The 15,946-nt window shown below is 35.8% G+C and carries 9 protein-coding genes and 2 pseudogenes; 3 read left to right on the forward strand and 8 right to left on the reverse strand.

What is annotated here, in order from left to right; genetic code table 11:
- Window positions 1-133: 133 nt before the first annotated feature.
- Window positions 134-1,051 carry a class II fructose-bisphosphatase gene (glpX, locus tag ACJZL1_RS02230; protein ID WP_265026633.1) on the reverse strand — a complete coding sequence of 306 codons (918 nt, stop codon included), beginning with the start codon at window positions 1,049-1,051 and terminating at the stop codon, window positions 134-136.
- 124 nt (window positions 1,052-1,175) lie between these two features.
- On the opposite strand from glpX, the gene ACJZL1_RS02235 reads away from it, so the two are divergent.
- On the forward strand, window positions 1,176-2,438 hold the full coding sequence (locus ACJZL1_RS02235; RefSeq protein ID WP_419247412.1) for an ankyrin repeat domain-containing protein: 1,263 nt from the start codon (window positions 1,176-1,178) through the stop codon (window positions 2,436-2,438).
- 172 nt (window positions 2,439-2,610) lie between these two features.
- On the opposite strand, the gene ppdK is transcribed toward ACJZL1_RS02235, so the two are convergent.
- Both ppdK and ACJZL1_RS02245 read right to left on the reverse strand, forming a co-directional pair.
- On the reverse strand, window positions 2,611-5,292 hold the full coding sequence (ppdK, locus tag ACJZL1_RS02240; protein ID WP_419247508.1) for a pyruvate, phosphate dikinase: 2,682 nt from the start codon (window positions 5,290-5,292) through the stop codon (window positions 2,611-2,613).
- Between the two features lie 236 nt (window positions 5,293-5,528).
- Window positions 5,529-6,878 carry a phosphomannomutase/phosphoglucomutase gene (locus ACJZL1_RS02245; RefSeq protein ID WP_265035442.1) on the reverse strand — a complete coding sequence of 450 codons (1,350 nt, stop codon included), beginning with the start codon at window positions 6,876-6,878 and terminating at the stop codon, window positions 5,529-5,531.
- Window positions 6,879-7,016: 138 nt separating this feature from the next.
- Between ACJZL1_RS02245 and ACJZL1_RS02250 the strand changes: the two genes are divergently transcribed.
- Together ACJZL1_RS02250 and ACJZL1_RS02255 are read left to right on the forward strand one after the other, a co-directional pair.
- Window positions 7,017-8,675, forward strand: a complete 1,659-nt coding sequence (locus ACJZL1_RS02250) for a hypothetical protein (protein ID WP_265035439.1) — start codon at window positions 7,017-7,019, stop codon at window positions 8,673-8,675.
- A 237-nt stretch (window positions 8,676-8,912) separates the two neighbouring features.
- A pseudogene (locus ACJZL1_RS02255) lies at window positions 8,913-9,756 on the forward strand (IS630 family transposase).
- A gap of 28 nt (window positions 9,757-9,784) precedes the next feature.
- Here ACJZL1_RS02255 and ACJZL1_RS02260 read toward each other — a convergent pair.
- From ACJZL1_RS02260 to ACJZL1_RS02280, 5 genes and pseudogenes are all read right to left on the reverse strand, one after another.
- A pseudogene (locus ACJZL1_RS02260) lies at window positions 9,785-9,923 on the reverse strand (IS4 family transposase); the annotation flags it as partial.
- Window positions 9,924-10,163: 240 nt separating this feature from the next.
- A complete protein-coding gene (uvrC, locus tag ACJZL1_RS02265; protein WP_419247413.1) occupies window positions 10,164-11,981 on the reverse strand; it encodes an excinuclease ABC subunit UvrC in 1,818 nt (605 codons plus the stop codon).
- A gap of 7 nt (window positions 11,982-11,988) precedes the next feature.
- Entirely contained in the window at window positions 11,989-14,169 is a 2,181-nt protein-coding gene (glyS, locus tag ACJZL1_RS02270; protein WP_419247414.1) for a glycine--tRNA ligase subunit beta, read from the reverse strand.
- Window positions 14,170-14,172: 3 nt separating this feature from the next.
- Complete coding sequence (locus ACJZL1_RS02275) at window positions 14,173-15,012, reverse strand: glycine--tRNA ligase subunit alpha (protein ID WP_419247415.1); 840 nt, start codon at window positions 15,010-15,012, stop codon at window positions 14,173-14,175.
- Window positions 15,013-15,056: 44 nt separating this feature from the next.
- Window positions 15,057-15,815, reverse strand: a complete 759-nt coding sequence (locus tag ACJZL1_RS02280) for a phosphatidylglycerophosphatase (RefSeq protein WP_265035435.1) — start codon at window positions 15,813-15,815, stop codon at window positions 15,057-15,059.
- Window positions 15,816-15,946: the final 131 nt, after the last annotated feature.

Consider the following 15,946-nt stretch of genomic DNA (forward strand, 5'->3'; position numbering starts at 1 on the left):
AGGTTTTGAAAAGGGTTCAGCCTTCTTTTTATGTCCATCTTGAGGAACTTCTTGTACAATTAGTTTCTCTTGAGAAAATGAATCTAACATTTTAACACTCCCTTTAACTCTTACATAATATATTGAAAAATAATTAACCTAACTTTTGTATAACTTGCAGCTTTATCAGCTTGTTAGGTAGAATTATTAAAGAACTAGTTGAACAGAAGTTATCAACTCCATCCACAAGTTCTCCGTTTGTTACTCCAGTTGCAATGAACACTGATTCACCTCTTGCCATATCTTTTATGGTGTAGATTTTTTCTGGATCGTGAATGTTCAAATTTTTTGCTCTTTCTCTTAACTGATCCGTGTCAAATATTAACCTTCCCTCCATCTGTCCGCCGATTGAGCTTAGCGCTGCAGCCGCAAGCACCCCTTCTGGTGCTCCTCCTATACCGATATACATATCGTGATTGCCATTTACTAGTGAAACTACGGCCGCAACATCACCATCATCTATTAGTTTAACTTTTGCTCCTAACTTCCTGATTTTCGATATTAATTCATCATGCCTTTCACGTTTAAGTACAGTTACCACGAGATCATTTACTTTGCATTTTTTTGCCTTGGCTAAATTGTCTAGATTCTTTTCAATGCTATTTTTTAGTGAGACTACACCCTCTGGAAGATTTTTTCCTACTGCTATCTTTTCCATATAAACATCAGGTGCATGTAAAAAATTACCTTTTTTCGTTGCAGCAAGAACGGACATTGCCCCCTGTTTGTAGTGAGCGCAAATTGTGGTACCCTCAAGTGGGTCAACAGCAATGTCGATTTCAGGACCATTTCCAGTGCCAACCTTCTCGCCAATATATAGCATCGGCGCTTCATCTCTCTCACCTTCACCAATTACGATAGTACCATTTATTTCCATAGAATTTAACACTGTTCGCATTGCATCAACTGCAACCTGATCAGCCTTTTTTTCATCGCCGAAGCCTGCTAGTTTATATGCAGCAAGCGCTGCAGCTTCGGTCACTTTCACTAATTTATAGGCTAAATCTTCCATCATTTGCTTTAAGAACCATAAATAAAGCATTCAATATATATCATGCTGCTTGAAACTGCAATATACCTTGACCCATTGCGAGAGAGTTGCTATAATAAACTAACATATAGTAATAGGTTTAGTTATGGTATATAGTAATGATGATATTAGAGAGTTGTATCGAAAGATAGCTACAATTGTAAAATATGATGATAAGGGAACTGCTAGTCTTAAAGACTTGCAAAAGGAACCAAAGTGGAAAGAAATTGATTTTCAAAGTAAGTGTGAAGGAGACAATTCATTAGGAGACTTACTTCTAAAACATGCAACCGAAAATAACAACCCACGCGTTAAGGATCTTTTTCTTAGAAATGGGTTCAAGCTTTCTCAACAAGAACAAATAGCTGCAGCGATAAATGAGGAAGAAGAGGTACCTAATGTAGAAGAAAATAAAGCAGACAGCAATGAAGTAGATTCTAGTGACTTCATAAACCCTGGTATGACTGCTGAAGTACTTTATGAGCAACTAATACAAGGGAGAGAAACAAATCCGGCAATTTTTGACTCGTTTGCAAATGCTGTAAGAGAGTCCAATATTACCGGCGATCGTAGCGTATTTCTAGATGTTGTAAAATTGTTTACAGATTTAGATGCTGTAATCCATCTTACAGATACTGCTTCCAGGACTATATTGGATATAGCTGCAATAACAAAACAAGCTGACGTTGTTAAGGTACTTTTGGATAGTGGCAAATTTAATGAAGAAGAAAAATTGCATGCCTTGAATTCTGCTATTGTTCAAGGTAATGTCCAAGAAGTTGGGGCATTTTTAGGTTATGTAAATGCTGAAAGCAGACAAGCAGCTTTAGAGTTGGCTATGAATAATACACAAGAAGAAATTACTCAGGTACTTTTAAACTTTATTACACCAGAAACACCCAATGCAGAAGAAAATATAGTACCAGCACCTCCTATAGTAACAGAAGCAAATGCTAACCAACCTGTGTCAAGTAGTGTTAATGGCCAATCAAATCATAATAACAAAAATAAAACGCCTGTAATACCAGAGGAAACAAATACTAAGCAAACTGCCACACCAAATAATGATAATAAAGCTAACGGCTTTGTAGATGCTCAATTTTCTATGCCAAATGAAAAAGAAACTAAATATAAGGAAAATTTTTACACCTCATTGACAAAAGATGTTGTTGGAGTTGTTATTACAGGATTATTCATTACTGCTGCTGTGATGGTTCCATTTGTAGCTGGTGCAGTGGTTTGCGGTATTGTAGCTGCTTTAGTTGCAATAGTTACCGGGTGGCATATAAAAAGTTCTACGTTACCAAGTTATAGAGAAATGGAAGAAAATAAAGTTGAACACGTGAGTTCAGGTATACAAAAGGTGTGATTTAAGAGAAATCTTTGCCAAGCAGGATGTCATCCGAGTAGCTGACACTGGGATCTATAGCTAGCACAGCCCTACGTCATACCGCCGCGGATAGATTCCGCTAACAAGTAGCGGAATGACGAGTTTCACACTTATCAAATTGTAGGTAAACCTAAATTACTTTAGCTATAATTTACCCAACAAACTTAGATTTTATGCTAAATTGTGCTGCCACCAACTTTGCAACCGGTACTCTATAGGGTGAGCATGAAACATAATCCACCCCTGATTCGATGAGAAACTCTATAGATCTTGGATCTGCTCCATGCTCTCCACATATACCCAGTTTTATTTCTTTTCGGGTTTTTTTGCCTCTTTCAATGGCTATCTTGATTAACTCCCCTACCCCTTCGATGTCCAGCACTTCAAACGGGTCGTTTTCGAATATGTTGCTTTCCTTATAAGAATCGAGGAAATTAACTGAATCATCTCTTGAAAGTCCCATGGTTGTTTGCGTTAAATCATTAGTGCCAAAACTAAAAAACTCTGCATGTTTTGCTAACTTATCAGCAATCAGTGCCGCTCGTGGCAGTTCTATCATAGTGCCGATTGAATAAGCCTTGTCTGATGTCATTCCAGCGCGTGACGCTGGAATCTGCATCTGGATCCCAGCTGAGATGACAGAGGATTCTTTCTTTGCTAGCTCGTATATCAGAACAAACTCTTTCTCACTCATGATAAAAGGAATCATGATTTCAGGCTCCACTTCTATCTTCTTTTCTTTCTTTAATTCACTTGCAGCACTAAGTATTGCCCTAATCTGCATGCTATATATTTCAGGATGAGAAATGGCAAGTCTACAACCTCGATGGCCAAGCATTGGGTTCTTTTCTGATAACTGTGCTATTTTATTTTTTACTGACTCAACTGACTTACTAAGTGATTTGGCGATTTTTTCTATAGTAGACTGATTATTGGGTAAAAATTCATGCAAAGGCGGATCAAGCAACCGTATAGTGACCTCCCTGCCCTCCATAATAGAAAATATTTCTTTGAAATCAGACTTTTGCATTCCTTCCAGTTTAATGAGCGCATCTGCCCTTTCATTTTCATCGTCAGCTATTATCAACTTTTGAATGAATTCGATTCTATCACTAGCGAAAAACATATGTTCTGTGCGACATAAGCCTATACCTTCTGCACCGAATTCTTTTGCAATTTTTGCATCTTTTGGAGTATCAGCGTTCGCTCTCACTTTGATCGTTTTGATTTCATCTATCCAGTTAATTATCGTTTTGAATTCTTGCGATAATTCAGGTAAAATTGTAGGGAGAATGCCAAGCATAACCTCCCCTGTTCCTCCGTTGATGGTAATTGGTTCACCTTTATTTACTTTTGTATCCCCTACAGAAAAGAAAGTTCCATCTTTATCGATATAAAGTCCACTCACACTGCAAATGCATGGCTTACCCATTCCACGGGTTACAACAGCAGCATGCGAGGTCATCCCTCCACGTGCTGTTACTATGCCACTTGCAGCATTCATTCCATTAATATCTTCAGGACTCGTTTCTGACCTTACTAAAATCACTTTTTTGCCCTGCTCTGCAGCTTTTTCAGCATCACTTGCACTAAACACTACATATCCGGAAGCAACCCCTGGAGAAGCCGGCAGTCCCTTCCCTATTACTTTCTGGTCACTCTTAACATCAAGAACTGGATGCAATAAATTGTCAAAAGTTTTTGGATCAATTCTCAATATTCCTTCTTCTTTTGTAATCGTTCCTTCGTTTACCATATCAACTATTATGCGAATAGCAGCTTCAGCCGTGCGCTTGCCAGACCTAGTCTGCAAAATCCATAACTTACCGTCCTGTACAGTAAATTCGATATCCTGCATGTCTTTATAATGCCTTTCAAGTTTTTCACATACCACGCATAATTCTCGGTAGACACTTGGCAGCAACTTCTCCATGGTGTTTTTTTGCTCTCCGTCAATTGGCATAGGAGTATAAACACCAGAAACCACATCCTCACCCTGAGCATTAACCAAAAACTCACCAAAAAGCTTTTTTTCTCCAGTTGAAGGGTTTCGTGTAAATATCACACCAGTTGCAGAATTATCATTTAAATTACCAAAAACCATTGCTTGCACGTTGACTGCTGTTCCAAGGTTTTCAGAAATATTATGTATTCTTCTATAGGAAACAGCCCTATCATTTTTCCAAGAGGCAAATACTGCATTAACTGAGTTTAACAATTGCTCTTCAACGTTCTGCGGAAAATGTTTTCCTGTTCTTTCATGTACTATCCTTTTGAAATTGCTAACAATTCTCTTTAAAACATCAACATCAAGATCAGCTAAGCTTTTTGCTCCACTCTTTTGCTGTTCATTATCAACAACATCTTGAAATAGGTGATGGTCAAGCTGTAGTACAACATTGGAGTACATCATAATGAAACGGCAGTAGCTATCATAAGCAAAACGTTCGCCACTTTTTTTTGCAAGCCCAACAACGGTTTCATCATTTAGACCAACATTTAAAATAGTATCAAGCATGCCCGGCATTGAGTTGACACTACCAGAGCGTATGGAAACTAATAAGGGGTTATTTAAATCCCCTAATTTACAACCGATGTCATTTTCGAGCATCGTCATGTAGTTTTTGATCTCGTTACGTAGGTCGTTAGACAATTCATTATCCTGACAGTAAGTCTGACAAACAGAGGTGGAAATTGTGAAACCAGGTGGAACAGGAATGCCAACATTGCACATTTCTGCTAAATTTGCTCCCTTCCCTCCCAGCAGATTTTTCATTTCTGCATTGCCTTCGCACTTGTTCTGGCTGAAGTAATGTATTAACTTTTCCCCCATCATTTTCTCCGGATTTTCACTGATAAACACATTGTACATATAGTTCCAATAAACCTGTGAGGACTTGAAACCTTAGGATAATAAATTTTACAAAATTTGGCAACAACGTTCCTTCTGGCAACATCAGTAAAGTTAACAAAAAAGATGACAAATTATTATCAATAAGAATATATAATATAAAGATACATTTAAAAATTTTTTTATGGCTCTTTATTTAAGAGATAGGGTCAATTTTTCTATGAGTAGCTACAATTTAAAGACCTTGCTTCATCAATGTAATGGAACAAAACCTTTTTAGTAAGTTCAAAACCTTCTAAAGTCTCTCCTTCGCATCTTGCTGTAATGCAGTTTTGCGTATTTGATACCCTAAGAAGCCACCAACCTTTATTATCGGTTACCTTAACACCATCAAGATCTGAAAATACAATATTTTGCTGCTCCAGTGTTTTCTTTATTGATTCAATTATTTGAAATTTTTTCTCATCTTTCACTATAATCTTTACTTCATGAGTGATATATAACTTCGGTAAATCCTCAATTACTTGAGATAGGCTTTGGTTTTTCTTAAGCAAAATGTCAACTGCTTTAACAGCAGAATATAGCCCATCATCAAAACCTAGCTCAGAAAAGAAGAAGTGCCCGCTTAATTCACCAGCAAACTTTGCCTCTTCCTCTACCATCTTCTTCTTAACTAGTGAGTGTCCAGTAGCGCAGGTAATAACTTGCCCTCCTAACTTACTAACAAAATCATGCACTTTCATACTCATTTTTACGTTGGCAATAACTTTGCTTTCTGGATATTCCTCCAACACTTCACGTGCAAAAATTATAAATAAATGGTCATTGGAAACAACGTTGCCTTTATTATCAATTAAGCGCACCCTATCGCTATCGCCATCTAGCGCAATGCCAAGATCACATCCATATTCCTTCACAATGTCAATTAATTGAGCGAGATTTTTTTCCTCTATGGGATCTGGATCATGCAGTGGAAATGCCCCATCTATAGAGTTATTGGTTACGATATGCGTATGACCAGGCAAGATCTTTTCAATATACCTTATAATTCCACTTGCTGGACTATTTCCACAATCCCAGGCTATTTTTAATTTCTGTGTAGCATTATTCTTCACTGCACCTTTTAATATGCGAATGTACTCACCATATATATTTATGTTAATTAAGCTTCCAATTCTTGTACTGTTTTTAATTGGACTGCTTATAATTTCCTTCATTTCTTGATCTGAGAAGACTTTTTTATTACTAAAAAATTTAAAGCCATTATATTCGCTGGGGTTATGAGAGGCAGTTATTATGATACCAAGATCCGCCTGCGTGATTTGTGTTGCAGCGTAGAGCATAGGTGAAGAGCATAGTCCAACGCGTATAACATTTGCACCGGATAAAGTTAAGCCCCTAATTAATTCTCTTTCTATACCTGGTGAATCTATTCTGCTGTCGTAGCCGACACAAACACTAGCTACGGTTTGGCCAAACTTTCTACCTATCTCGTACCCATCATTAATCTGCAAATCTTTGCCTACTATACCTCTAATATCGTATTTTCTTATAATGGTATTGTCCATACTGCACTGCTTAAGGAGTAACTACTATATAACATAATGGACAAGTGTTCAAATTTCTTCTTTATTTACCCACATAATTAGTTGATTTTTTAATTAAAATTGTTAGTATTATAGTATATTTTCTAAAAATGTAAAATTATGCCATGGGAGAACGAAAATGTATTTATAGCTGAGGGTCAAAGTTTAAATGTAGATGAACAGCAGAAAAAGGATATTTTAGATGTGATTGAATCTTGTAGCAGCTTTCAAGAGACTATAAAACAATTGGAGGAAAAAAATTTAATCTGGTATTTTATTGGCCCTTTACGCAAAGATGAGAACATTACAGGACAGATAAATTTAAAGTGGGAAAAGGAGTTCCAAAAATTTGAGCAATCAATAAATGAAACACATAGAGAATTTGAAGCATCTTTACCAAATCAAAATTTCTTAGTGTATTCAACAAAAGATAATGACTTCAAAATTAGATTTGAAAATGAAGAAAAACCAATAGAAATTAGCAATATTTTAAGGGCCAGCAGTGAAGGTAAGGTTTATAACATATCTTTGGGGGAAGGTAGTCAAATAACCGCAAGCAAGAAAAATGGCAATGAGAGGCACTATGATTTTACTGGTTCAAGCTCATGTGAAATGACCATTAATTGGCAGGCTAAGGATTCTGAAGGTAACAGCATAGACTGTAGCATGACCGTAAAATTGGATTCTGGTGGTATACAGAGTGTTATTGGTAAGCCAAAATTTGGTGATTTAAAGTTCACACCAGAGGAAACAAAAGATAAAATATTAAAATTAGTTGAGCAGAATAAAGAAGTTTTTATCAATGGAAAAACTCTGCATCAAGCTTTTACTAAGAGTGTGGACGATCAGCAAATACCTGAGAAAGAAACATTTACAAAAGATCCACATATATCACCACAGTCACCTACACCAAGCAGCAGTGGGTATTCCTCTCCTAGAACACCTTCTTCACGTAGAAGTTCTATATCCACTAGCAGTGAATTTAGTGATGAAGATGAAATATTTGAGGATGATATGTCTGGTGATGAAGAAGAGTATGAGCAAGAAGGATTAAAAGATAAAGTAGATGAAATTATAAACGAAATTGAGGAATTAAAGGAAGGAAAAGAAACATTTGCTCAATATTTTGCAGCGCAGGCAAAGCAGTTTGAGGATCTAAGATTAGAACGTGACTCCTTAAAATCCACACTTGCGGAATTTGAAGAGAGTTATAAAGAAAAGGAAGACATGTTACAAGAAGAGTTGAAGTCTGTTAAAGAGAGTCTAGAGCAACTACAGAACATATTACAGCAGGAAAAAGGTCAGGCAACTCAAACTGAAGTTGAATATGAAAGTAGAGGAACAAGCATGCAGCAGCAAGACCAAGGTATACAAGCTGTAAACAACAACTCAAGCAGAACAGCTAGTGGGTTAAGACAAGAAAACAAAAAATTGACTAGAGACAAACTAACTATATCTGAACAATTAAAACAAAAAATAAGAGAGATTGACGAGTTAAAGAAAAATTTAAAGCAATTACAAGAAGAAAATAAACAACTAAAACAAGAAGTTACTAAAAATGCAGGAGTTGATGCATCATCTTCAACAGACCAAAGAGAGGCTAAAGAAGCAGAAGCTATACCGCAAAACATTATGGATTGGCCTGTTCCAATTCCAGACGATAAACCGGAAGAGCAGAAAACTCCATTAGAGCCAATCAAGGTAAATACAGAATTATCAGATCCAAAATCAATCCCTGCTGAGGTTTCGGAAAAATCTCCTCCTCTTCCAAAAGGATGAGTTTTTGCTTCTATTGTTAACTATAGCTAAGACGTCATACCGCCGCAGCCACTAACGAGTAGCGGAATGACGGTTGTCAGCCAAGTGACCTTACCCAGAAAAAGTGGAGAGAAAGTTGAGAATGTTTTTTTATAAAAAGAATGATGAATCAAAAAGTTCAGGAATGCAATAGTTATAGCTCTTTTCATAGAAGTCCGGATGTGATAAGATAAGGATAGATGATGATAAGGAGGTTGAGTGCCAGCAGCATATAGTTATGACTTAAGGAAAAAAGCAATGGAAGCGCTAGACGAGGGAGAAAGCAGAGAAACAGTGGCAGCAAGATTTAAAATTGGACGAACTACTTTATGGGAGTGGCAGCAAAGAAGAAAAGAAACAGGAGACTTTCAATCAAAAAAACTTGGAAATGGAGGTTACAATCACAAAATTACCGACTGGGATGCCTTTGCTAAATTTGCTAGAGAAAACGGAGGAAAGACTCTGTCGGAAATGGCTAGACTTTGGGGCAACGTTAGTATCCAAACGATCCACCGAGCTCTCAGAAAAATTGGATTTACGCGCAAAAAAAGACATATGGATACAAGGAAAGGAACGAAGAAAAACGTGCTGAATTCTTAAAAATTATAGCAACAAAAGAACCAGAAAACTTAGTTTATATAGATGAGTCTGGCATTGATAACACAGAGGACTATCCATATCCAGAAAGGACAGCGGTTTTATGCCCTAAAATCTGGAAAGAAAACTCAACGAATCAGTATGGTTGCAGCCTTAAGTAGAAGAAAGATAGTGAACCTTTGAAGGCCACTGTAATATGGATGTTTTTAATGGATGGTTTGAGCAATTTTTGACACCGATCTTGGAACCTGGACAGACTGTCATTCTTGACAATGCTACTTTTCATAAGTCTGGTAAGATTATCGAGCTTGCTAGAGGAGTTGGTGCAGAAATTCTGTATCTGCCGCCGTATTCTCCAGATTTCAACAAAATTGAGCATCATTGGTTTGCTATAAAAAACAGAGCTAGGAAAAACATTCCTCTATTCAAATCTTTTCGTCATGCTGTTGATTCTGCTTTCCTATGATACGTTCGGACTATTATGAGATATGCTATAACTTTAAAATCATAGAAAATACTGTCGTAAAAGGAAGTTTTCTTGTTCGTGTGAAACTCAACACAATGGATTCTCTGAAAAGCTTTCGAGTATATTATATTTTTAATTTGTAGAATAAGATTTTTTCCTTTCTGCATGTTTCGTCTAAAAAGGACACATTTTAAACTTTTTTATAGAAACAACAGCGTTTTTTTTCACTCTTTAGATAATTTAATGCGAAAAAATTTAGAGAGAAATTTTACACACTATCGCTTATATTTTTCCTTAAGTTGACGCCATTGCGTGAACGGTTACGTTTTAACAGAGTAGCTTCTCAATGAAGAGATTCTGAGGAAAAGTGTATGAATATCTGCTTTAACAATAAAACGGGTTTGGTGTCATTCCAGTACTCCTCTCTTATAATTCACGTATTTAAGAATGACTTCTGCTAAACCTTTACTAATTCCATGTACGTTTTGAATTTCAGCCAGAGAAGCTTTGCTTATATTTTTCACTGAACCAAAATAAGACATCAACGCTTTTTTTCTTTTGTTGCCAATGCCGGGTATTTTGCTTAATTGTGAAACTATAAACTGTTTATCGCGTTTTTTTCTATGTGAAGTTATCGCAAAGCGGTGGGCTTCATTACGCAGCGATTGTAAGTAAAGCATGACTTTGCTGTCATTTACCAGACTGAATTCTTCCCTGCCCAGCATATAAAATCTTTCATTTCCTGCGTTACGATCAGGACCTTTTGCCATACAAGCAAAAGGAACGTTTATATTCAATACTTCCAGTACATTCTGTACTATGGAAACATGTCCTGGTCCACCATCAATCAGTAAAAAATCAGGTATTATGCCTTTTATATTGCCGGAGAAACGTCTGGTTAGCACTTCCCTCATCATTTTATAGTCATCGCCTGAAAATTTTTCCTTTATAGTAAATTTTCTGTACTCACTTTTTAAAAAACCCTCCTGCCCTGCAACAACCATTACACCAATTTGTTGGTTTCCAAATATATGGCTATTGTCATAAACCTCAATACGCTTTGGAATGTTTGGTAACAAGAAGATTTTGCTAAGCTCTTCAAGCTTTTCTAGGTTATTTCTATAATCGATAAGCTTCTGCTCTAAGCTATGCTGAGAGTTATCATAAACAAATTTCAATAAATCACGCTCTTTTTTATTCTTTGCATGCAGAACTTTTACTGGCTTTTGAGCAACCTTATATAGTGCTTGTTCTATAATTTCCTTATCCACAATAGAATCTGGAACGTAAATTTGTATTGGAGGTATGTTAGCTGAATTATAAAAATTGACCAAAAAGGTGGATAAAATTTCATCATTTGAGTGATCACCACAGTTCTCGGCAAAGTAAGGAGTGCTGCCGTAGTTGTCTTTATTTCTGAACGATAACACACTAATACATGCTAGATCCTCTTCACGTACAATACTGAAGAAATCTGCATCTTTTTCAAAAGAAAAATCCGTGTGCTGTATTTGAATTTGCTCAAGAAACTTTACCCGATCTCTATATATAGCAGCAAGCTCATAGTTTTCTTCACTGCTGCACTTTCTCATTGTGAAAAGTAACTGTTCTTTCACTTCCTTATTTCTTCCAAGCAATGTATTTCGTGCCTGTTTTACTGATTGGCAGTAGTCGTCTTTTGTGATTTTGTTTATGCATGGTGCTGAGCAGCGCTTAATTTGATACTCAATACATGGTCTTTTTGTTGAGGAAAAGTATTGATCTGAACATACTCTCAAGAGAAAAGCTCTTTGCAATGATAATATAGTTTGCTTAACAGCAGCGGCAGATGTAAAGGGACCATAATAATGAAACTCATTCTTCTTAAATTTGCCTCTATATTTCGCTATTCTTGGATAATCGTGCTTGGAAATTGTTATATAAGGATAATATTTTCCATCCTTAAGCACAATATTATAAGGTGGCTTCAACGATTTTATTAACTGTGCTTCAAGAAGCAGTGCTTCGATTTCATTCTCAGTGATGAATATTTCAACCTTAATAACCTGTGAGAGCATAACTCTAATTCGTTCAGAAAGGTTTTCGAATTGAAGGTAGTCGGATAACCTCGACTTCAAGTTTTTTGCTTTACCAATGTATAAAATCTTATTCTTATCTCCAACCATCTTATACACGCCACAGGACTGTGGAGATAATTTTATCTGTTCTTTATATTGCTTGAACATTTATCCATTACTTGACTTGTATGAGGTTAAAATCTGCTACTAAATGAAAGATGAAAACTACATTTTTAAGCAAAGATAATCTATTTCTCCTTAGCTTATCAGAATCGCAGTTGATCTTTACACTATCCATAAATTTATTGATAAATGGAGTAAGGCAAGTAAGCTTATCAAGCGCTGCGTTTAAATCCCCACTTTTCATTGCTTGTTTAATGCTCTTATAAAAAAATGTAGCATAACTTGATAGTGCAACTTCTTCCTTTTCAATCAGAAGCCACGTATTGTAAAATATGCCATAAGCAGTGTCATCATTTTTCCTTACTTTGTTAACCATGTTGCTGACTCTTTTGTAAGTGCTTAGAATCTGTTCACCTTTTGGCGTACTAAGATAACAATCCAATATAACAGCTCGCTTTTCTGCTGTCAGCAGATCGTTCATATCAGTCCATGATATTGAATCTACAATACCTTGGCTTACACCTTTATTTCTTAAAATAACCTTGAATCTTTCTGTGCAGAACATGTACACTAGACTTGCAATGCATCTTCTAGTCTGTTTATGAGGATTGCTAGCTGATGTTGTGTCTTTAGTAAACGCAAGTCTTGAATATAAAGATACTGACTTATCTATCAGTAGTCTGAGAGGGTTGCTAGCTGGTGTTGTGTCTTTAGTAAATGTGAGTTTCGAATATAAAGATACTGACTTGTCTATCAATAGCCTGATTGGAACATGCAAATTATTTTCAAGTATTATTCTAATTATGCCAATTGCCATTCTCCGCAAACCAAACTGATCATATGAACCTGAGATCTTTTCTCCTGCTGCAACTAAACCAACTAAACTATCTACTTTATCAGCAATAGCCACAGCAATCGCAGTGGGAGATTTAGGGCATTCTTGCTCCGATCTGATTGGCTTATAGTGTTCAGTTATAGCTTCCACTATTTCTTTATCTTCGTGAAAATAAGAAGCGTAATATCCACCCATTGCTCCTTGCAGTTCTGGAAACTCTCTTACTATTGATGTTGCAAGATCTGCCTTTGCTAAATATGCGGCACGCTCAACCTTAATTAATGAAGCATGCGGAATAAATGTAGCTATATATCTTGATAGAGCTATAATGCGCTTCACCTTTTCCCCCACGCTGCCAAGTGAAGCATGAAATAATATCGAACCTAATTTTTTGACGTAATAATCTAGATTTTCCTTTTTATCTTGAGATATTAAAAATTGGGCATCAGCAAGACGTGCTTCTAATATTCTTTCGTGCCCTTTAACAACTTCACCATTGTTGACGTTGACAACAGTGACAAAGTGTGAAATTCTCTTTCCATTACTTAAAGCAAGGTATTTTTGCTGCGTATTAATTATACTAAGAATTACTTCCTTCGGTAATCCAAATGACTTTTCTTGATTCACTTCACCAAACAGTACGATTGGCCACTCTATAAGCCCTGTCAATTCATTTAGTAAATAATCATTTTTCTCAAGTTGTAAATTCTGCTCTTTTGTGAATTTATTAATCTGATCTAGTATAAATTGCTTTCTTTTGTCCATTTGGAGAATTACACTGTTTTTTTCTAGCAATTCAAAATAGTCTTTAGGTGCTTTAACAGTTAACGCTGTACCACTTGAGAGAAATCGATGGCCATATGTTGTGTTAGATGCTGTGATCCCTGCAAAAGACACAGGTATTATTTCATCATTTAAAATGCATAAAATGTTTTTAATTGGCCTAACCCACCTTTCTTTTCCTTCGCCCCATCTCATACTTTTTGGCCAAGAGAAATTTTTTAATATTTCTCCTAGTTGATTTTTAAGAAACTCTTGAATGTTAAATGAGCAGCTTTCTCTTTTAATGAAGTAAAAATCCTCATTATTTACTTTTCGAACGAGCAAATCTTCTTCATTTTTCTGATATTTTCTTAAAAAACCTTCGATAGCACTTTTTGGTGCGTTAATGTTTGGTCCCTTAACTTCGTTATTGGAATCCTTTAGCTCCAAAGCATTTATGTTGTCGACAAATAGGGTAATGCGACGTGCCGTTACAAAAACCTCTATAGATGCAAATCTTAAATTGTTTTTATTAAAAGCACTGGTAATATAACTCTTAACTTGAACTGCAGCTGAATTCTGCATTCTCGGTGGTATTTCTTCTGAAAGGCACTCAAATAATAACTGCAACGACATACGCTATTTACTCATGTACAATTCACAACATTTTTTTGTCAGCTCTCTAACTCTACCAATATGCGCTGTACGTTCATTTACACCAAGCACACCTCTTGCATCAAGCAGATTAAGTAGGTGACTAGTTTTAATACATTGGTCATAAGCTGCCATTGGTAGCTCCTTTTCAATAAGGAACTTACACAATTTTTCCGTATCTTCGAATTGCTGCTGTACCACTTTAGTATCATAATAATCTAACGCTAGATAAGAAAATTCATATTCTCTTTGTTTAAAAATATCTCCGTAAGTTACACCATTATCGTTCCAAATTATATCGTAAACATTATCTACACCTTGTATGCACATTGCTAAACGTTCCAACCCATATGCCACCTCACCAGGAATCATCTTGCAGTCAATCCCTCCAACTTGCTGTATATAAGTAAGCTGTGTTACTTCCATTCCATTGCATGTAACTTCCCATCCAAGTCCTGATGCACCAACACTTGGATTTTCCCAATCATCTTCAACAAACTTAATATCATATTTTTCTGTAGATATGCCAAGAGCTTTTAAGCTATCTAAATAGACGTCTTGTAAATTATTACCAGACGGTTTTATTATAACTTGGTATTGATGATGTTGATACAAGCGATTAGGGTTATCGCCATAGCGACCATCTGCTGGCCTAATTACTGGTTGTAGATATGCAATTTTTGTCGGTTTTGTATCAATTGCAGACATAATTGTTGCAGGATGTAATGTGCCAGCACCAACTTCAGATGTGTATGAGTGAAGTATAACACATCCTTCACTAGCCCAAAAATCTTGTAACTTTTTTATTATACTTTGTAAGTTCACACAAATTGCACACTTTTTATACTAAATATATAAATAAATAAGTACTATTCAATATTTATTTTTTTTGCAGCACTATGTAAATAATCACCTAAAACTGCTGAACTTTCCCTCACATACTGAATTATGCTTTTATTTAGGACAATTGCATCATGCATAGTTAAATCGCAGAATATAAATGCTGTTAAATACAGTAAAATCACCGCATAAAATGTGTGAAAAATCCCCTCAAATGTAATTGACATTGCATTATTATAGCTGAGCTGTATTGAACTTATTGGCCATGGTTTTATCACTTCTACGACATTAAAAAATACGTAAGGTATCATAAGAAAAAAGAAAAAGTGCATAAAATCATTAAACCAAAATGGGCATTGAAACATCTGCTTACATATACTCCCATAGAGTTTACTTACAGCATAATAAATTGACATTATTGCTGGCATTGAAAGTGCTACAGTCAGTACTTGCCCTGACGCTATTTGTATTACTATGTCTTCACCACTGTTTGCTGAAGGATCCTGAGCATGAAAAATAAATATTCCAATTAATTGCATTACTAACATAACTATTGCCAATTTTGTAAAAATAGCAGCTACAACTATTCCTGAATTTGGCATTTTATATAGTAAATATTCGCCTCCATATGTAAAAATCAATATAACATCGACAATAAATAATATTAAAAAAGAAGACCAATAGTTCTGCCAACCTGGTAAATATCCTATTCCCAAAAAAGAGCTTACTGTTTTGGCAGGAAAAACCTTGCCCAGCATCTTTCCCAAAAATTCAAAAAAAATCCCCATGCCCTAAGTAACACTTGGTTTATATTATTTATAATACTGTATTGTAACGGACTTATCAATAACTTAAAACATGTATTGGAAAATTTTAAGTAATATGCAGCAACAGTAGAAGAACATGCGCCAAAAATTTA

Origin of the sequence: Wolbachia endosymbiont of Rhagoletis indifferens (assembly GCF_048537595.1) — a bacterium.
In the GTDB taxonomy this organism is placed as follows: Bacteria; Pseudomonadota; Alphaproteobacteria; order Rickettsiales; family Anaplasmataceae; genus Wolbachia.